The sequence below is a fragment of the Flavobacterium sp. PL002 genome, assembly GCF_054165825.1.
The window spans coordinates 3,278,581-3,299,233 of the sequence record NZ_CM135110.1 but is presented as its reverse complement, the minus strand read 5'-3'; the positions used below and the strand labels follow the sequence as shown (position 1 = coordinate 3,299,233).

Genomic DNA, 20,653 nt, shown 5'->3' with positions numbered 1-20,653 from the left:
ATGTTCTAGAGAAAATGCATGAGATGGTAAATATCAAATAACTGATTCGAATAAGCAACAATAGTGCATTCTTATTTTAAGTTAATTTTAACATTGTAAAAAAGCTTGTAGCTCCTCTTTAAATTTCTTTTTTATCGAAAGTTAAGTCCTTAATTTTGATCAAATAAGAAATTTCATCTCCATAATCTCGTTTCCAATGATAAACTGATCAAGCAACCTAGGGATAGTGCTCCTCTTTTTATTGTATTACTTGAAACTCTAATACGATATCGTTATGATAGGTTTCAGTGGGCTGCAAAATGGAATTGGGGAAATGACTATTATGAGGAGCGTCAGGAAAGTTCTGAGGTTCAAAACAAATTGCTGGAAAAGCACCTTCACCCAAATTATTTTTGAATTGTAAATTAGGAAACTGTTTGGGAGTGTAGATGACCATTGCTGGTTGATTATGGTAGACATTCATTTTAATTCCAGATTGGGACGAATACAAACTAGCTTTCAACTGCCCCTCTCCCATCACAAATGTATCATCAAAGCCTCCAAATGTAGATTTGTTAATTTTTGAAGGAACAGTATAATCAAAAGCCGTATTTACCGATTCTAAAATGCGTCCAGACGGAATTAATTGCGCATCAACCTCTAGATGTTGCGTACTATTAATCCACAATTCTTGATACAAAACAGTACCTGAGCCGCTAACATTTATGTAAGGATGAATCGTTAAATTAACTGGTGTAGCCTGATCTGTAATCGCTGAATAACTAATTTTTAAAGTATTAGTATCCGTGATTTCAAATGAGGCTTCTACTTTTAATTCTCCAGGATATCCATTCTCTAAATGCTGACTCACATACGTCAAAACAATGGTACTATCTGTTTGTGATTTTAAATCCCAATACTTTTTATCAAATCCTTCCCCTCCGTGCAAGTGGACACCATCGTTATGTTCTAATGGATATACTTTACCATCAACTTCAAATTTTCCTTTTGAAATTCTACCTGCATAACGACCTATGGTACTTCCTAAAAATAGAGTAACATCAGTATATGGTGCTTCAATATAGTCTTGAGCTTTTTCTAAACCCACTACTACATTAGTCAAAGTACCTAATTTATTGGGAACTTTTAAACTAATAATTGTCGCGCCAAAATTAGAAACTTCAAGTTCCATTCCGTTTTTATTCTTTAAAGTGTATACCGTCAGTTTGCTCATAATGGGTTTTAATAGTAAGTTGTTTTAAGAGAAATAGTAATCCTAATGTCAAAAATTATAGCGTTGCAGTAATTGCTTTAATAAATTAAATAGTATCAGCAGGGTAAACAATTCCCGCCTCTTTACGCACTTGGTCTGCGATAGTGATTAAGTCCAAACTATTTTGATGTGACCACATTTCGCTTTCAATTTTATTTGCAGCGATACATTTATGGCATTCTTCAATTTCATAGGTAAAACCTTTTCCTTTTGTAGGTAGAAGAATTTTTGTTTCCTCATCATCTTTAAATATAGAAAAACTCTGAGCTTCATGCCACATAGGATCAATTACAATACGCCCATTTTCACCGCTTATCGTAGCATGCATGTTGGTTCTAGCTATAAAACTACTATGTAAAACCGCTTGCGCTGTTGGATAATTCAAAAGCATGGTGGTTTGTTTGTCGGCTCCGCCTTCATAAAAGAGTGAAGATGCCGCAATGTTTTCGGGTTTTCCCAAAATCATATAGGATAAAAACAAGGGATAAACACCCATGTCTAACAATGATCCACCGCCCAGATTCATATCTTCTAGGCGGTTTTGACCATTGTTCATTATAAAGCCAAAATCAGCATTTATGTATTGTATTTTCCCTAATTCACCCGCTCTTATTTTTGATAAAACAGCTGTAAAAGTAGGATTGAATCGGGTCCAGAAAGCCTCCATAAAAAAACGATTGTTTTTTCTAGCAGCTGCAATCATTTCCGAAGCTTGTACAAAGTTGATCGCAATTGGTTTTTCGCAAAGCACATGCTTTTTTGCATTTAGTACCTGTATGCTCAAACTAGCATGCGAATCATGTGGCGTAGCAATATAAATAATATCAACTTGATCATCGTTAATGAGCGAATCGTAATCTCCGTAGCTTTTTACAGCACTAAACGTAGTACCAAATTCGGTCGCTTTTTCTAGTGATCGAGATGCTACAGCATACAACTGTGCATTTTCAACCAAAGCTAAATCACGTGCAAATTGCTCGGCAATATTCCCCAAACCTATAATTCCCCATTTGATTTTATTTTCGCTCATCTTGATAATTTTTTAAAGTTGAAATGTCATTGGCTTTAGCCAAAATGACACCCTTATTTTGGCTAAAGCCCTATAGCAATTCAATAAGAACCGTTGACTAAAGTCAACGGGTATTGATACTAAACTAAACGAGAACCATTGATGATAGTCAATGGAATTTGATAATAAACCAGAACCGTTGACTAAAGTCAACGGCAATTTATTTACGACTCATCACTTTTTGAATGGCTGTTACAATAGCTTCACTATTCAAACCATATTTAGCCATTAATTGTGCTGGAGTTCCGCTTTCGCCAAAAGTATCTTTGGTTGCAACATACTCTTGTGGTGTAGGTGTATTTAAAGATAATAATCCCGCGACACTTTCACCTAAACCTCCTAAATAATTGTGCTCTTCACAAGTCACAACACATCCAGTTTTAGCAACCGATTTTAAAATCGCTTCGTCATCTAAAGGTTTAATGGTGTGAATGTTAATTACTTCAGCACTAATACCCATAGCTTCTAATTGCTCAGATGCTTGTAAAGCTTCCCAAACCAAATGTCCTGTTGCAACAATAGTTACATCTGTACCTTCAGTTAATTGAATAGCTTTTCCAATTACAAATTTATTTTCGTTTGCAACATCGGTATATTTAGGCATAAATATTGGCACCACCGGACGGCCAAAACGCAAGTATACTGGGCCGTGGTGTTCAGCAATTGCAATAGTGGCTGCTTCTGTTTGGTTGTAATCACAGGTATTAATAACGGTCATACCTGGTAACATTTTCATCATTCCGATATCTTCTAATATCTGATGCGTTGCTCCATCTTCACCCAAAGTCAATCCTGCGTGAGAAGCACAAATTTTTACATTTTTATCAGAATATGCAACAGATTGACGAATTTGATCGTACACTCTTCCTGTCGAAAAGTTGGCGAATGTTCCTGTAAATGGAATCTTGCCACCGATAGTAAGTCCTGCTGCAATACAAATCATATTTGCTTCAGCAATACCAATTTGAAAAAAACGTTCTGGGTTTTCTTCAATAAATTTTTCCATTTTAAGCGAACCAATAAGATCCGCGCAAAGTGCAACAACATTAGGATTCGTTCTTCCTAATTCGGCAAGACCTGCTCCAAAACCAGAGCGCGTGTCTTTTTGTTCGGTAAATGTATATTTTTTCATTGTTTCCTCCCCCAACCCCTCCGAAGGAGGGGAGTCCCTATTGGGGTAAATAGGGTTTTATATTTTTATTTATTCACTTTTGTAGCTCTCCCTCTTCGCCACGGCGAAAGTCTAGGAGGGGATTAATAATCCCCTAACGTTTCAGGATTTTGTGCCAAAGCTATTGCTAATTGTTCATCGTTTGGTGCCTTTCCGTGCCAAGCGTGAGTACCCATCATAAAGTCGACTCCATTACCCATTACAGTATGCAACAAAACACAAACTGGTTTTCCTTTTCCAGTTCTTGATTTGGCTTCTTTCATCCCTGCGATAACTGCTTCGAGCTTGTTTCCTTCTTTGATTTCGATCACATCCCAATCAAAAGCTAGAAATTTATCTTTCAAACTTCCCATGCATAAAACAGTGTCTGTAGAACCATCAATTTGTTGCCCATTAAAGTCGATTGTAGCAATAAGATTATCCACTTTCTTTGCAGAAGCATACATGATTGCCTCCCAGTTTTGGCCTTCTTGCAATTCTCCGTCACCGTGAAGTGTATAGACTAAATTAGTGTCTTTATTTAGTTTTTTTGCTTGTGCTGCACCAATCCCCACCGATAATCCTTGACCCAAAGATCCTGAAGCAATTCGTACGCCTGGTAAACCATCGTGCGTTGTTGGGTGGCCTTGTAATCTTGAATTTAGTAATCTAAAAGTTCCTAATTCTTTTACAGGAAAGTAGCCTTTGTGCGCTAAAACACTATAAAAAACTGGAGAGATATGACCATTAGAAAGGAAGAATAAGTCTTCATCCTTACCATTCATGTCAAACTCTGGTTTTAATTCCATTAGTTCATTATATAATGCTACTAAAAACTCCGTACAACCCAAAGAAGCTCCGGGATGACCCGAGTTTACCTTGTGAACCATTCTTACAATATCTCTTCTAGTTTGAGATACGTTATCTTGCAATTTTGAAATTTCCATAGTTAGTTTCCTTTTTGGTAATCGGCTAAAAATTGTGCTAATCCGCTATCTGTTAATGGGTGTTTTAACAATCCTGTGATTGAAGATAATGGACCTGTCATAACATCTGAGCCTACTTTGGCGCAATTGATTACATGCATTGTGTTACGAACCGAAGCAGAAAGAATTTGCGTTCCAAAATCGTAATTGTCATATACTTGTCTGATTTCGGCAATTAAACCCATTCCATCGGTGCAAATATCATCTAATCTTCCTAAGAAAGGCGAAACATAAGTAGCACCTGCTTTGGCCGCTAATAATGCTTGACCTACTGAAAACACAAGAGTTACATTCGTTCTAATTCCTTTATCAGAAAAATATTTACATGCTTTAATTCCTGCAGCAATCATTGGTAATTTTACCACGATTTGTGGGTGTAAAGCAGCTAATTCTTCTCCTTGGCTAATCATCCCTTCATAGTCTGTTGCGATAACTTCGGCAGAAACGTCACCGTCCACTATTTCACAAATTTTCACATAATGCTTCAAGATATTATCTGCACCTGTGATACCTTCTTTAGCCATTAATGATGGGTTTGTAGTTACTCCATCCAAAACTCCTAAGGCTTGTGCTTCTGCTATTTCAGCTAAATTTGCTGTATCTATAAAAAATTTCATTTTCGTTTATTTTAGTTTGTTTTTAGTTTAAATAGTATTATCCTTTTTATCCCATAATTGGTTCATTTCCTCTAGAGTTTTTCCTTTAGTCTCTGGTACAAATTTCCAAACAAATAGCATGGCTAAGATTCCCATAACTCCATAAACCCAGTAGGCAAAACCATGATTAAATAAGGCAATTAACTCACTGTTTTTATCCATGATTGGAAAAGACCAAGACACTAGATAGTTGGCTACCCATTGTACTCCTACCGCTACTGCTAATGCTTTACCTCTAATATTATTCGGGAAAATTTCTGCTAATAAAACCCAAGTGACTGGACCCCAACTCATGGCAAATCCCGCAACATAAACAAGCATACAAATCAATGCAAAGACACCCATAGAGTGTGTAAAAAATGCTGTACCTAGCGCAAACATTGCTAAGGCCATTCCTAATGCTCCAATAATCATTAAAGGCTTACGACCAATTTTGTCAACTGTTTGAATTGCTAGAACAGTGAATATTAAATTTATTGCTCCCACTATTATAGTTTGTAGCAAAGCCGTATCTGTTCCTGACCCCATACTTTTAAAAATTTCTGGCGCATAGTATAATACTACATTGATGCCCACAAATTGTTGAAAAACGGAAAGAAAAATACCAATAACAATCACCGATAATCCATAAGAAAACAACTTACCTGAATGCGTAGTGACTGTATTTTGAATGTCATTTAATATCATGTTAGCCTCTTCTGGACCATTTACTTTTATAAGTACATCCAAAGCTTTTTCAGGTTTAGACTGTAGTACTAAAGATCTAGGCGTATCTGGAACAGAAAATAAGAATACTAAAAAGAGAACAGCTGGCACCACCTCTGAAGCAAACATCCATCTCCATCCAATTGCATTTAACCAAGTAGCATCACCTTGACGTGCTATAAAATAGTTAACGAAATAAACTACTAGCATACCAAAAACAATAGCAAATTGATTCATTGAAACTAACTTCCCGCGATTACGTGCAGGTGCAATTTCAGATATGTAAAGAGGCGATAACATCGACGCTAAGCCCACTCCTATTCCACCAATGATTCTATAGACTATGAAAAGACTGTAAAAAGTATGGTCACCTTGACCTATAGGTTTTACAAACATCTCAGGCATTGCAGAGCCTAAAGCTGAAATTAGAAATAAAACTGCAGCCAATATTAGTCCGTTTTTACGACCATATTTCTTGCTTATCACTCCTCCAAAAACACCACCTATGATACAACCTATCAATGCACTAGAGACTAAAAATCCAAGTCGCGCATTAGACGCCACCTCTGAAAGCCCGAAAGGGAGTACAAAGAATTTCTCTAAAGAACTTACTGTTCCTGAAATAACTGCTGTATCATATCCAAAAAGAAGCCCTCCTAGTGTTGCCACTAAAGTAAGTCTCCATAGATAGGCAGAATTTGATCCTGTTGACATATATTTATTTTAATTAATGGTTAGCTATAAAATTTATTGTAGTTGAATATAAGTGTAGTAGTAGCAGTAGTAGTAAAATTTATATTCGAAAAGTATTAAAACAGCAACGAGAAGTAGTCAACAAACTACTTCTCTCTACTGCTAAACACAAATCAAAAAATAAAATGGTTGATTAAATATATTGGTTAATTATATTTTCAAATAATTCTTGCTTACCACTTTGCAAGTTAAGCTCGCCATTTTCATGTGCAATTTTGTATAAATCTTGCATTGATAATTTTCCATCTTCAAATGCTTTTCCGTTTCCAGTATCGAATGAACTGTAACGGTCTGCTCTTAATTTATCATAAGCCGATGATGTGATAATTTTATCTGCAGTCAATAATGCTCTTGCAAACGTATCTGCTCCACCAATATGTGCATGGAAAGCATCATCCATATCAGTTGAGTTTCTTCTGATTTTTGCATCAAAATTAACCCCACCACCTTGAAGACCACCTGCTTTTAAGAAAACCAACATAGCTTCGGTAGTCTCTTGAATGTTATTTGGAAACTGGTCAGTATCCCATCCGTTTTGGTAATCACCACGGTTAGCATCTAAGCTTCCTAACATTCCTGCTTGAGCAGCAACATCAATTTCGTGTTGGAAAGTATGTTGTGCCAATGTTGCGTGATTTACTTCGATATTGATTTTGAAATCTTTCTCTAAACCTTGTGCGCGTAAAAACCCAATTGCAGTTGCAGTATCAAAATCATATTGATGTTTTGTTGGCTCCATAGGTTTTGGTTCAATTAAGAAATTCCCTTTGAAACCTTGAGCACGACCATAATCACGAGCCGTTCTCAAGAATTGTCCCATGTGGTCTAATTCTCTACCCATATCCGTATTTAGTAAAGACATATAACCTTCACGTCCACCCCAGAATACGTAGTTCTCACCACCTAAAGCAATTGTTGCATCCATAGCCAATTTAATTTGACCACCAGCTCTAGCCAATACATTAAAGTCAGGATTAGTTGCTGCACCATTCATGTAACGAGGATTAGAAAAAGCATTTGCAGTACCCCAAAGTAATTTTACTCCCGAAGCTGCTTGTTTTTCTTTCAAATATTTAGTGATTGCTGCCAATCTACTTTCTGATTCTTTAAAAGTAGCACCCTCTTGAATCAAATCGTAATCATGGAAACAGTAGTAACCAAATCCCATTTTTGTAGTAAATTCAAATGCAGCATCTGCTTTCTCTTTTGCAGCAGTAAGCGCATCTGTAGGTTGGTCCCAAGGGAAATTTTGTGTTCCAGGTCCAAAAGGATCTGATCCTTGCCCACAGAAGGTATGCCAGTATGCGATAGAAAACTTAAAGTGATCGCGCATTGTTTTTCCAGCTACCACTTGGTCTGGGTTGTAGTATTTGAATGCTAACGGGTTGTCAGATTCTTTTCCTTCAAACTTAATATCTCCAATTCCTTTGAAGTATTCTTTATTTCCTAAAGTTGCCATTTTTATATTTTATTTATTAATTATTAATTCTAATTCTTTTTTCCACAGTTCGTATGCAGCTAAGTAAGGTGCTTTGTCCTTGAACGGCATGTAAGTCATTACATGGTCATTCTCCATAATCAACTTACCATATTTCTCAAAATTACCTTCGTGAAGTCCTGAAGCTCTCGCTGCTCCAATCGCTCCGGTAGTATTATAAATTTCAATTTCGTGTCCGATTAAAGTCGCTACAGTATTCGAGAAAATCTCAGAACGGAATAAATTATCATTCCCTGCTCGCATTACATTTACTTCGCTACCATCTGCCTTTAAAATATCCATTCCGTACACAAATGAGAATGCAATCCCTTCTAAGGCTGCTCTACACACATGTGCTTTGTTATGATTATTTAAGTTAATATTTACTAACCTCGTTCCTATATCTTTGTTATTCAACATTCTTTCAGCACCATTCCCAAAAGGCAACATACAAACCCCATCTGACCCCACTGCGACTTCTGAAGCTAGCGTATTCATTTCCTCATAAGAACTCACCGCTAAATTGTTCAACAACCAACGGTATTGAATTCCAGCACCATTGATATTCAATAGTTTCCCTATTCTAGGGTTGTTTTTGGTATAATTTACGTGTGCAAAATTATTTACACGAGTGCTTTCTTTTCCAGATAAATTATCAGTAACAGCATAGACAACCCCCGAAGTTCCACCCGTAGCTGCCACTTCACCTGGATTAAATACATTTAACGATAAAGCATTATTAGGTTGGTCACCTGCTCTGTAAAAAATAGGTGTTCCCGCAGCTAAACCACTTTCTAGTTCTCCTTTATCATCCACAGTAGATTGCAAACCAAAAGTGTCTACAATATCTGGCACCAATGACGCATCAATACCGTAATACTCTAATAAAAAATCAGCAACAGTATCCTTCTTAAAATCCCACATAATCCCTTCAGACAATCCTGAGATAGTCGTATTGATCACATTCGAAAATTTGTATGCTATATAATCTCCTGGAAGCATGAATTTATAAACCTGACTGTAAATATCTGGCTCATTTTCTTTTACCCATTTCAATTTTGAAGCAGTAAAATTTGCTGGAGAATTTAGTAGGTGAGCCACACATTTCTCTTCACCTATTGATTGAAAGGCTTCATTACCTATGGCAACTGCTCGACTATCACACCAAATGATCGATTTTCGCAAAGGCGCACCGTTTTTATCCACCAAAACAAGACCATGCATTTGGTACGAAATCCCAATTCCTTTGATTTGCGTTCTCGAAATAGCGTATTTCTTTTTTAATTTGGATACAGCATTACAACAATGCATCCACCATTCTTCTGGCTTCTGCTCTGCCCAACCGTTTTTTAAAGCAAGCATTTCCATTTCTGTTTCTGGTTCTTGGACAACGCCAATGCTTTTTCCAGTGGCTATTTCTACAATGGCTGCTTTTACTGACGAGCTTCCTATGTCAAATCCTATGTAATACATATTATTTGTTGTTAGATTATTTAATTAGATCTTTTAGGTTATCAAAAATATGTTATTCACTATTATTTAAGCTTAAAAATAGTATATCATCAATTTAAAGGCTTTTTGTATGCTAAAATCAAATTACGAACTATAAATCTGTAAACCGTTGATATCATTACAAATACACGCTATTTACTGCTTAAAAAAGGCGTTAAAAAAGCTTACGTAAAGGTTTAAGTAACTTTTTTATTTTAAGTAAAGAAACCAAGAATACTAGCATTAAAAACATTTTATTAAAATTGAAAATGAGTATTATTTACCTTAAATTAGCACAGCTTTTAAAACCCACAATCAACCGAAATGATACCAAAAATTACATTAAAACAAATCGCAGCTGAATTTAATGTATCCATTGCAACAGTTTCTAAAGCTTTAAATGATAGTCATGATATCAGTTTAAAAACGAAGGAAAAAATACAAGAATTTGCAAAAGCACATCACTACAAACCCAATAAAGTAGCGTTGAGCCTTTTAAATAAAAAAACAAAAACATTAGGCGTCATTATTCCTAATATTATGAATAGCTTTTTTACCGAAGTATTTGTAGGTATCGAAGAAAAAGCATCTGCACTTGGTTACAGCCTGATTTCGTGTATTTCAAATGAATCTTACGAAAAGGAGGTTAATACCGTGGAATTATTAAAAAGTGGAACTATAGATGGTTTCATCATTTCGATTGCAGAAGAAACACAAATCAATCAGGATTTCACCCATTTAATAGACGCTATAAATCAAGGAGTTCCCATTGTACTTTTTGACCGTGTGGCCGATGAGATTATTTGTGATAAAGTAATAGTAAATGATTTTGAAGGCGCGCGTCATGCTACTAATCATTTAATCGAAACGGGCTGTAAAAAAATTGCAGTAGTTTCGGTAATTGATAATTTGAGTGTGGGGAAACTGCGAGTTGAAGGCTATAAGCAAGCTTTAAAAGATCACAATATCGTGGTAAACGAAAAAATAATTGTTCGTCTGGCGAGAAACGAAGACTTAGAAACAGCCATGAAAATTGTCCTTGCTGATAAAACAATCGATGGTTTGCTTTGTCTTGAGGAAAGTTCTGCCATGCTATCCTTAGACCTAATAAAGAAGATGCAATATAAAATACCAGAAGAAATGGCAATGATTTGCTTTACTAATGGAAAACTACCTCAGCATGTTACTCCTACTATAACCACTATCAGTCAGCATGGAAAATTCATTGGAGAAACGGCTACCAAAATGCTTGTGGACAGACTCGAAAGCAAAACAGAATTGGAATTTTCGACTAAAATTATAAAAACGAGTTTAATTCAAAGGCAGTCTACCGCTAGTATCAAGTAGTTTTTATTAGTCTAAATTTAATTTTCGAAAATAAGAAAACATATTCAAGTCATACGTAGTAGAGACTAATTCTTAGATTACTCTTTTTAAAAGAATTAAAGAAACTTTTAATTAGGTATTATAAATTATTTATGGAATATAATTTTAGTTTTATTAGGTAAGCAAAGCTCATTTTAAAAAACCATCAGCTTACATCTGACTTTTCTTGAAATAACTTTTGAGATGAATTGATTTTATACCAAAGTCAATATATATCCTATTAATGCTCCGCCAATAACTATAAAAGCACTATTCATTTTCTCAAATATAAAAACAGTTATAATACTTAATAAAGAAATTAAAATTGTTCGCCAATCGGTTAAAGTATCTTTACCCATCTCTATACAAACTACTGCAATTAATGCAACTGCCGCAATGTTTACAGCATCTAGAAATGCTGCAATAGTTTTAGATTTCCGCATTTTTGGAATAAACGGAATTAATATTGACACAAAAATAAAAGAAGGAAGAAATATCCCAATAGTGGCTGCTATTGCACCCCAAAAGCCCCCTAATTGCCAACCTACAAACGTTGCAGTTGATAAAACAGGTCCAGGAGTAAACTGCCCAACGGCAACGGCATCTATTAATTGTTGCCTTGTAAGCAAACCTGTAGTAACTAACTCTACATCCAAAAAGGCAAACAAAACATAACCACTACCGTAAAGGATAGCTCCAACTTTTACAAAAGTCCAGAAAATTTTTAGGCTACTAACCGAAGTAAGTTGGAGTAATACAAGTGGAGTGAAACTCATTATATTCTTTGTTGGATTCTGGATAAAAGACCATATCAATCCTAAAAAACCACAAGCAAATAAAGCGATAATTTGGTTTACACCAAGTAGACACGCTATTAATGTCAACAAACCTAAAACACCAAGAGTTACGTTTTTTAAAGCTTTTTTTCCAAGACGATAAACAGCTCCAATAATAATGGCAATTACAGCTGATTTAATACCATAAAGAAAAGGTGTAACGTTTGGTAACTGCCCGTACTGTTCGTAAAGCCAAGCAAAAATCATCGTGATGACAACAGCCGGTAATACAAAGCTTACCCCTGCTATAATCAATCCTTTCCACCCGGCTTTATGGTAACCACAATGCATGGTCATTTCAGTAGAATTAGGACCAGGAATTAAGTTCGTTGCGCCTACTATATCAAGAAAATGTTCCTGAGTCATCCATCCTCTTTTTTTTACAACTTCATCTTCCATCATTGCAATATGAGCAGCAGGACCACCAAAAGAAATACTTCCCAGTTTAAAAAAAAGTTTAGCTACTTCTTTCAATTTATTTTCATTTGCCATGTTCCATTTTTTTATAAAAAGAATTATTGTTCAAGTAAATGTATTAGAAGTGATCGTGAAATTATTCAAATTATATGTGAATAATTGCAAGATTGTATTGAAACTCCTTCATCATATTAACTCCAACTTTAAGTCAACAAATATATTTTTATATTTTATAAAAATTTACTTTGTAAACAACAACTATAAAATAATAAACAAATTTGGTTATTTCTTCAAGAATATAGTCTGTTAGATCTTTTTTTTTTTTTGCTTTCCTTAATTATCAGAATTGAGTTCTTATTTTCAATTTAGAATTAGATAATAACAGCTTTCTATTATTGAGAAATGACTAGTAAAAGTATCTCCATTTTATATGAATGGAATAAATCATAAACCATCCAATCTAAAACTACTATTACATCTTTACTCCGCTCGATATGATAAAAAAACGAATTAAGCTATATTTATTTGTATTAGTATAATAAGATCCAAACTTAGATAACGCTACTTCTAAAACAATAAAAAATGGCTGTCAAATAAGTGTTACACTCTTGACAGCCATAATTAATATTGAAATTAATTTAATGAATTACTCTTTCATTATTTTTTTTGAAACTACTTTATTATCCGCCTCAAAAATCAATAAATACACTCCTGATGGAAGTCTATTCATATCAATTTGTTCTTCTTGTACACCTGTTTTAATTACTTTTTGATAAATAACTACACCAAATAAATCATGCAATGTGATCTTTTTTGTTTTAGCATCTCCTGAAACATTTACTTTCAATATATCAGTAACTGGATTTGGATATACAAGCATATTGTTAGTTACCTTTTGAGTTGTAGTTGCAACTGTATTCACTGTTGCATTACAATCTACAGGTGAAGTAGCAGTATTTGAAAAATAAATAGCATGAGATCCACTCACTTCAACAAAAACAACATCATTCCCTATTAGATTAACATAATATTGATTGTTATCAAAATTTGTTATTCCAGATCCTTTAATTGTTACAGTTGGAGCAGCTGCGTTTAAATTTTTAACTGTAGTAGATGAAAAACCTGAATACCATGGACTTGCATTATAATTAAATGAGAAATCATATAGACCATTATTTTCAAGATTCCAATTAAAAGTTCCCATAGAAACTGTAGCAAGATTAGGTCCATTTGTTCCTAATACATAGATATTTTTAAACGTACCATTTTTAGTTGGTAAAGCGGTGCTTCTAGGAACACTAAAAGTTGTTAGTAAACAAGTTGATCCTGTCGCTAATGCTTTGAATGTTGCTGCTATTGTTTGATTTGCAGTAACATTTGCAAACACATAACTTGTCACAGCACCTACTGAAACCCCATTCACAGTAACACCATCAACTTGGTAGCCTGCACTTGGTGTTATCGCATAAGTTTTACTAGCTCCACTTGTAACTGTAGTAGTACCTGATGGTGTAATAGATCCATTAGCACTAGCAGTTGCAGAAATAGTGTAACTTGAAATAACATTTGTTTTAAAAGTTGCCGCTATAGTTTGGTTTGCAGTAACATTTGTAAATGCATAAGTTGTAATTGCACCCACTGAAACTCCGTTTACGGTTACAGCATCTACCACATAACCAGCATTGGCTGTTATTGTAAATGTTTTATTAGATCCACTAGTTACCGTTGAAGCTCCACTAGGTGAAATAGTACCATTGCCAGCTGCAGAAGCAGTAATTGTGTATGATGTTGTAGCAGTAGTTTTGAATGTAGCTGCTATAGTTTGATTTGCAACAACATTTGTAAAAGTATACGAAGTAACTGCTCCAACAGAAACGCCATTAACAAGCACAGCATCTACTACATAACCAGTATTTGGAGTAATTGTAAATGTTTTACTTGATCCATTTACCACAGTAACAGATCCAACTGGCGAAATGGCCCCATTTGCTCCTGCAGTAGCTGCAATAGTAGATGAAGTTGTGGCGGTTACTGAACCATTTAAAATTTCTGGAGCCAAGTAAGGTTTTAATAAGTCATACTTCCATTGAACCAGTGTTGACCAGTCGTCACCAACAATTCCTCCAGTATCACCTGAATTAGGATTGAAGCACCAAAAAGTCCATGAATATTTAGATCCCATGTATTTAAGAAAGCTTTTCATCCAAATTTCATCTTTACCTCCAGCAGTTTTGATACCAAACTCACCTACAAGTAATGGTGAAGTGTTATTATTGTATAAATAACCAAAGTTTTTATCCCAAATTGCAGACATATTATCTGGGAATGTACTGTCACTAAACCAAGGTTGCTCAAAAACTGTAGGGCCGTATTCATGCGGTGAATAAAGTAGTTTATTAGCTTTAGAAAGTACAATAGGATATGTTTTTGCTCCAATTAAATTTCCTCCCCACCAGTAATTATCACCACCGTAAGATTCAATTCCTTCCGCAACAATTAATACATTAGGGTTTACAGCTAAGATAGCGTTTCCACATCTTTCTACAGCTTTATTCCAATCAGTTGCTGGGTTAGAATTTCCCCAAGTAGCTGTTTCAGGAGAACCTGCAACTTTTCCGTGTGGTTCATTATCTAAATCAAAACCAACAACGGCATCATAGTCTTTGTAACGATTAGCCATTAATACCCAGTTTTCGATCCATTTAGTTTCTGGAACTTTTGCAGAATACCAAATTGTTTCGGATAAATACCCATCAGCAATTCTAGCATGATTGTCTAAAATAACTTTTAAGTTAAGTTCTTGGCAATATTTAACTAATTGATCTAGTAATTGTATTGGTGTAGTAACATTCTTAATATCAGCATTCATTGGTGAAACTCCAGAATAGGAATCAGTTCCATAAGAATCGATTTGAATGGTAACACCCGGCTCTAGCATAGCATCTGTCCATGGAATTCTAACACAGTTAAATTTTAAATCTTTGATTTGTTGCAAGACACTCTTCATATCTCTAGTCCATAGACCGTGAGGTTTGTACATTGCAGTTTCAAAACCAAACCAGTTAATTCCTGTTAATCTAACTTCTTTTCCAGAGGCATCAATTAATGTATTTCCAGAGGTACTCAAGAAATTTTTATTTGTTGTTTGAGCATTTAGATTATTACCTAATACTAAAACGAAAAATAAAATATAAATTTTTAATTTATGTATCATTTTATATTTTTTAAAACTTGTTATAATTTTTCAAGTAAAAATGACTGTCTAAAAAAAATATTTTGGACAGTCATAATTACATTGCTTATTTTATCGTGTTACTTTTTAATAATATTTTTAGTAATCACTTTATTATCTGATTTAAATACAAATACATAAACTCCTGTTGGAAATTTATTCATATCGATTTGTTCTAATTCAGTATTGCTATTTACATTTTTCTGAAACATTACATTTCCAGATAAATCATATAGCGCAATCGTTTTTGATTTTGCAGTACCTGAAACATTAACATTCAAGATATCAGTAACTGGTATTGGATATGCAAGCATGTTATTAGTTACTTTTTGAGTTGTAGCTGCAATGGCGTTAACCGTAGTAGCATTACAATCAACAGGAGAAGTAGCTGAATTAGAAAAATATATAGCATGAGAACCACTTACTTCTACAAAAACAACATCATCACCTATTAGATTAACATAGTATTGATTGTTATCAAAATTTGTTATACCAGAACCTTTAATTGTTACTGATGGTGCTGCAGCATTCAAACTTTTAATTGTTGTTGTTGTAAAACCTGAATACCATGGACTTGCATTAAAATTGAATGAGAAGTCATAAAGACCATTATTCTCTAGATTCCAATTGAAAGTTCCCATTGTAGCAGATGTTAAATTAGGTCCGTTTGTTCCTAAAACATAAATGTTTTTGAAAGTACCATTTTTAGTTGGTAAAGCAGAACTTCTAGGAACACCAAAAGTAGTTAACAAGCAACTTGAACCAGTTGGTAATGCTTTGAAAGTAGCCGAAATTGTTTGATTTGCAGTAACATTTGCAAAAGCATAACTAGTTACAGCTCCTACCGAAACTCCATTTACAGTTACAGCATCAACCTGATATCCTGTACTTGGTGTAATAGTATATGTTTTACTAGATCCACTAGTAACTGTTGTAATCCCCGATGGCGCAATAGCTCCATTTGCTCCTGATGTAGCTGTAATGCTATAATTAGTACTTACCACAATTAATTTAAAAGTAGCAGCAATAGTTTGATTTGCAGTAACATTTGCAAAAGCATAACTAGCTACAGCACCTACAGAAACTCCGTTTACGGTAACTGCATCAATTTGATAGCCCGTATTAGGTGTAATAGTATACGTTTTACCTGAACCACTAGTGATAGATGAAGCTCCTAATGGAGAAATTGTTCCGTTAGCTCCCGTTGTAGCTGTAATAGTGTAAGTTGGATTTACAACTATCAATTTAAAAGTAGCAGCAATAGTTTGATTTGCAGTAACATTAGCAAACGTATAAGTACCTACTGCCCCTACTGAAACTCCGTTTACGGTTACAGCATCAATTTGATAACCTGTATTAGAGGTAATTGTATATACCTTACTAGATCCACTGCTAACTGTTGCAGCTCCTACAGGAGAAATAGTTCCGTTAGTACCAGCACTTGCAGTAATGGTATACGATGGAGTTACTTTAAAAGTTGCTGCAATTGTTTGATTTGCAGATACGTTAGTAAACGTATAAGCAGTCACTGCACCAACTGAAACACCATTTACAGTTACTATGTCAACTTGGTATCCTGTACTAGGAGTTATAGTATAAATTTTACTAGATCCACCAGATACTGTTGAAACTCCTGTTGGAGCAACAGATCCATTTGTACCAGCTGATGCCGTAATGGTGTAATTTACAGTTGTTCTAGATGGTTCTTTACCATAAACAAGTACTCCATTTTCATAAACTGGAACGTACAAAGTTTGTGCTTCTGCAGCGGTAACTCCAGTGTAAGAAAAGTCATTAGCAGAACTCCATGTATTTGCAGGTCCAGTCATTCTAAATTGACATTCTCTGTAACTTTCACTTTGTCCCCCTGGATAGATTGCAGCATTATTATATTCTACTTCAGCATAATAGATGTTTCCAGTCCATAACTTAAAACCTGGAAGTAAAGTTGCGTTTGGCGCATAACCACCTAATGCAACTGAGTAATCACTAATAGTATATCCAGCAGTAACTCCCTCAGTAATATCGATAAAATATCTAAATGATAGTTTTTCTGGCTGTCTTGCAGGCCAAGCTGTATGATTTTGAATTTTTATTGCAGGCTCAAAAAAGCTAGAACCAGTACTGTTAGACTTAATAGAAGTTAAATATTCTTCGCCTACAGCTTCTGTAGGAACAGGAGGTAAAGTAACTGCTGATCCATCAGCAATAATACGAGCTAACGCACCACTAAATCCTGAATTATAATCAGTAGCAACTTCATTTTTAATATAATCTGATCTGCTATCAGTATAGTCATCAGCTGCATCTGGTCCACCCACTAGAGCACCATACAAAGTATGTCTACTAGTTGTTGGTGGTCCTGAAAGATTGTTTGTCCAAGTTCCGTGCGCACCACGATGGTGAGGGTTTACTGGAGGATTTGTACCAAAACCACAAACATAGCTTCTGTTATTAGGATTAGATCCTAAAGCATAATTAATCTGTGTTTTAGCAAAATCTTTATAAGTAGTTTTCTTTGTAGTGTTTGCAAGAGGTAAATCTCCGTAATAAAGTGCTAAAAATGAAGCATTAGAAGAGTATCTAAGTGATCCCCATTGTTGCAAATAAGCTAATCCACCAGGTGTATAAGTTATTCTATCACCATTGTATCCTGTTGTCCAAAAGTCAAGATTTCTTTCAATATCTTGATAGTATTTTGAATTACCAGTCAATTTAGCTAACAAGGCATAACATCCATAAGCTTTATCATCCCAGTTAATTGTCCATTTGTACGACTTAATAGTTGATGATTGGCCTTCATTAGATAAAGAATTGTAAGCCGTTTCTGCATTTGTTAAATATGTTGCATCATTTGTTGCACGGTATAACCATATCGCTCCCCAAACTAGTTCGTCATTATACCCACTCCATGAATTGTAAAATGCTGTAGCATCAGTGATAGATTCAGAATATTTTCCTCTGTAAGTATTACCAAAAGTATACAATTGTTTAGCATGTGATAATAAAATAGCACTGTAAGCAGGATCCTCTGTAGCAAATATAATACTTCCTGCAGCAAGTGCAGCAGCAGTTTCCATTGCTAAATCAGTTCCAGGATGAGCAGCATCAATTTTGTAAGATGGTCTTGCCATTTTCATAATTTCTGGTGCTCCCCAAAAAGAATGATCTGCAGATCCATTACCTACCTGACCGTAAAGTTCATTAGGTGCTGTATGACACTTTATAAGATAATCATAAACATATCTTAAATTGTTTTTTACAGCTGTTAATTGTCCTGATTTTTCATAACCAGCTTTAAAGTCAATAGCTCCCCAACCCAGCATTGTTGCTGTATAAGCCATAGGGAAACCAAATTTTACATGATCACCGGCATCATACCATCCCCCTGTCAAATCCTTTCCTACGTCACTTCCATCTGTCATTCCAGATGAAGCTCTCCATGATACTCTATTTGTGCTTGATAGTTTACCGGATTGTTGTGCTTCATAAAAGAATAAAGATTTTTGTAGGGCTTCGGAATAATTATAATTATCCTGAGAATAAGCTTTACTATTAAAATTCCCAATAATTATAAGAAATAGCAATGCTAATTTTAATTTTCTAATTGTTTTCATACTTTGTTTGTTATTTTGTGATATTTTGGTATTGTATGTTCCCTTTTTTTACTTGGATAAAAAAAATCCAAATTCGTTTATTTGGGACTACCTCTAATTCTAATTTTAGCTTTGTTTTTATTTAAATTTTCAAGAAGGAGAGAATTCCTCTTTTTAGAAAAACTTAAAAAATTCTTATTACGAAAAAAGAGATTAATAAAAATTCTTAACACGCACTTCAATAAAAAAACAAGCGAAAATTCTTTTTTATTTAAATGACTTTGTAGCTGTTTTTGAGTAAAATTATTATCAAAACTTATTAGTAAAAACGTATTTTTCATATTGCTTAAAAAAAATAATTTACTTTTTATATAAATAACCCGTAATAGTAAAGGGTTTATCTTTTTATTCTAAAATTCACATTTAAAACATCATATTATTTGTTTAAATTAAGTAATATTACTACTATATTTTACAGTTAAAATCCAACTTCAAAATCAGTTTATAAATTTTATTTTTCAATCCTTTTTATCTTGAAAATTCTTTATAAAAATCAAAAAAAATGAACTATAAAATTGGTTAAAAAAACCAACAATTGGTTAACCAGTGGGCGTTTCATGGACTATTAGCTAGTAAAATAACTCTTATAAACATTAAAAAAAATCGTTAGTAATTTAACATTTGTCGATGTTTTTTATCAAAAAAATAAACATTAAAAGTAAAACATAACAAGAAACAGCTTACAATAAAACTTTAACAAAGATAAATTAAGTTTCATATACTGAAGTTTAAACGGTAATAAAATCGATTAAATGACCATTTTAACAATAAAAATAAATTAATTCTTACAAATAATTCATAAAACAGTGTTTAGTCAATTTTTATTAATTTGATTAAAATTTTAACTTAAAAAAATATTCTTTAAACATTTTTTTTTAAAGAAATAGAAGAGAAATTTAAGAAATGAAATTTCAAATGATAGCACTGGAAAGCTTAGTCTTAGTGATAATATGAATAAGTAACTGTTCCATAATAAGAGTCTGAAAAAAAACACTAACATTAATTTACTTTAAATTAAAAAGCCCTTTTATTAGACTTTTTACCAAGTAAAAAAATAATAAAAAGTTGCAATTTTTTCCCTAACTAAAATTTGCTTTACAATTCAAGTTAATCTCATAAAAAAATTCTTAATTTGTAAATTAAAACCCATATTTTAATTCCTTTTACATTTCTTTTTTATAAGTTATTTCTGTTTTTTTTAACTAAAATAAAAAATATTTAAACTGATAATGTTATCTTTTTTTTAACAAATGATAATAAATAATAACATCAAAAAAAAGAGAGGAAATTTATGCTATAAAAAAATTTAACTATTAAATAAGTTTACTGGGTTTAGGTAAAATCAATAAAGGACTAAAAGTTTCAACAAAAAATTTATATCATAAATATTCAGTTGGAAAAATATCAATTATATTATTTAACTTATTTAATTGATACAAATTTTAGAATGAAATTAAACAAGTAGTATAGTGTCCGTTTTATATAAAATCTTGTCTTTTATAATTACTAAAAAAATCAAAAACTATTTATTAAAATTGAATATAGTAACTGATAGACAATACCAACGTTGAGGTTACTTTTACGTCTTATTAATTTAATATATCCTTA

The 20,653-nt window shown here is 33.7% G+C and carries 12 protein-coding genes; 1 reads left to right on the top strand and 11 read right to left on the bottom strand.

What is annotated here, in order from left to right; translation table 11 throughout:
* Positions 1-238: 238 nt before the first annotated feature.
* From ACVEGE_RS14355 to ACVEGE_RS14320, 8 genes are all read right to left on the bottom strand, one after another.
* Entirely contained in the window at positions 239-1,213 is a 975-nt protein-coding gene (locus ACVEGE_RS14355) for an aldose epimerase family protein (RefSeq protein ID WP_192501431.1), read from the bottom strand.
* An 85-nt stretch (positions 1,214-1,298) separates the two neighbouring features.
* Positions 1,299-2,282 (bottom strand): Gfo/Idh/MocA family protein, encoded by a 984-nt coding sequence (locus tag ACVEGE_RS14350; RefSeq protein WP_192501432.1) that lies wholly within the window; start codon positions 2,280-2,282, stop codon positions 1,299-1,301.
* 199 nt (positions 2,283-2,481) lie between these two features.
* Positions 2,482-3,453: a transketolase family protein gene (locus ACVEGE_RS14345; protein WP_192501433.1), complete on the bottom strand. Its 972-nt coding sequence runs from the start codon at positions 3,451-3,453 to the stop codon at positions 2,482-2,484.
* 122 nt (positions 3,454-3,575) lie between these two features.
* Positions 3,576-4,418: a transketolase gene (locus ACVEGE_RS14340; protein ID WP_192501434.1), complete on the bottom strand. Its 843-nt coding sequence runs from the start codon at positions 4,416-4,418 to the stop codon at positions 3,576-3,578.
* 2 nt (positions 4,419-4,420) lie between these two features.
* On the bottom strand, positions 4,421-5,074 hold the full coding sequence (gene fsa, locus ACVEGE_RS14335; protein WP_173835977.1) for a fructose-6-phosphate aldolase: 654 nt from the start codon (positions 5,072-5,074) through the stop codon (positions 4,421-4,423).
* A gap of 27 nt (positions 5,075-5,101) precedes the next feature.
* Positions 5,102-6,532, bottom strand: a complete 1,431-nt coding sequence (gene xylE / locus ACVEGE_RS14330; protein ID WP_192501435.1) for a D-xylose transporter XylE — start codon at positions 6,530-6,532, stop codon at positions 5,102-5,104.
* A gap of 172 nt (positions 6,533-6,704) precedes the next feature.
* On the bottom strand, positions 6,705-8,030 hold the full coding sequence (gene xylA / locus ACVEGE_RS14325; protein ID WP_192501436.1) for a xylose isomerase: 1,326 nt from the start codon (positions 8,028-8,030) through the stop codon (positions 6,705-6,707).
* Between the two features lie 9 nt (positions 8,031-8,039).
* Positions 8,040-9,521: a xylulokinase gene (locus ACVEGE_RS14320; protein WP_192501437.1), complete on the bottom strand. Its 1,482-nt coding sequence runs from the start codon at positions 9,519-9,521 to the stop codon at positions 8,040-8,042.
* Positions 9,522-9,863: 342 nt separating this feature from the next.
* On the opposite strand from ACVEGE_RS14320, the gene ACVEGE_RS14315 reads away from it, so the two are divergent.
* A complete protein-coding gene (locus tag ACVEGE_RS14315) occupies positions 9,864-10,886 on the top strand; it encodes a LacI family DNA-binding transcriptional regulator (RefSeq protein WP_192501438.1) in 1,023 nt (340 codons plus the stop codon).
* 233 nt (positions 10,887-11,119) lie between these two features.
* Here the strand turns inward: ACVEGE_RS14315 and chrA are convergent, their stop codons facing one another.
* The 3 genes from chrA to ACVEGE_RS14300 form a co-directional block, all read right to left on the bottom strand.
* A complete protein-coding gene (gene chrA, locus ACVEGE_RS14310) occupies positions 11,120-12,232 on the bottom strand; it encodes a chromate efflux transporter (RefSeq protein ID WP_192501439.1) in 1,113 nt (370 codons plus the stop codon).
* 571 nt (positions 12,233-12,803) lie between these two features.
* Positions 12,804-15,371: a cellulase family glycosylhydrolase gene (locus ACVEGE_RS14305; protein WP_458008556.1), complete on the bottom strand. Its 2,568-nt coding sequence runs from the start codon at positions 15,369-15,371 to the stop codon at positions 12,804-12,806.
* A gap of 98 nt (positions 15,372-15,469) precedes the next feature.
* The gene (locus ACVEGE_RS14300) at positions 15,470-19,006 is read right to left on the bottom strand and encodes a glycoside hydrolase family 9 protein (protein WP_458008555.1); all 3,537 of its coding nucleotides are present in this window, start codon (positions 19,004-19,006) and stop codon (positions 15,470-15,472) included.
* Between the last annotated feature and the right edge of the window lie 1,647 nt (positions 19,007-20,653).

Coding starts and splice junctions, on each gene's coding strand:
- ACVEGE_RS14355 (WP_192501431.1), bottom strand. CDS start 1,213: ATGAGCAAACTGACGGTATACACTTTAAAGAATAAAAACGGAATGGAA.
- ACVEGE_RS14350 (WP_192501432.1), bottom strand. CDS start 2,282: ATGAGCGAAAATAAAATCAAATGGGGAATTATAGGTTTGGGGAATATT.
- ACVEGE_RS14345 (WP_192501433.1), bottom strand. CDS start 3,453: ATGAAAAAATATACATTTACCGAACAAAAAGACACGCGCTCTGGTTTT.
- ACVEGE_RS14340 (WP_192501434.1), bottom strand. CDS start 4,418: ATGGAAATTTCAAAATTGCAAGATAACGTATCTCAAACTAGAAGAGAT.
- fsa (WP_173835977.1), bottom strand. CDS start 5,074: ATGAAATTTTTTATAGATACAGCAAATTTAGCTGAAATAGCAGAAGCA.
- xylE (WP_192501435.1), bottom strand. CDS start 6,532: ATGTCAACAGGATCAAATTCTGCCTATCTATGGAGACTTACTTTAGTG.
- xylA (WP_192501436.1), bottom strand. CDS start 8,030: ATGGCAACTTTAGGAAATAAAGAATACTTCAAAGGAATTGGAGATATT.
- ACVEGE_RS14320 (WP_192501437.1), bottom strand. CDS start 9,521: ATGTATTACATAGGATTTGACATAGGAAGCTCGTCAGTAAAAGCAGCC.
- ACVEGE_RS14315 (WP_192501438.1), top strand. CDS start 9,864: ATGATACCAAAAATTACATTAAAACAAATCGCAGCTGAATTTAATGTA.
- chrA (WP_192501439.1), bottom strand. CDS start 12,232: ATGGCAAATGAAAATAAATTGAAAGAAGTAGCTAAACTTTTTTTTAAA.
- ACVEGE_RS14305 (WP_458008556.1), bottom strand. CDS start 15,371: ATGATACATAAATTAAAAATTTATATTTTATTTTTCGTTTTAGTATTA.
- ACVEGE_RS14300 (WP_458008555.1), bottom strand. CDS start 19,006: ATGAAAACAATTAGAAAATTAAAATTAGCATTGCTATTTCTTATAATT.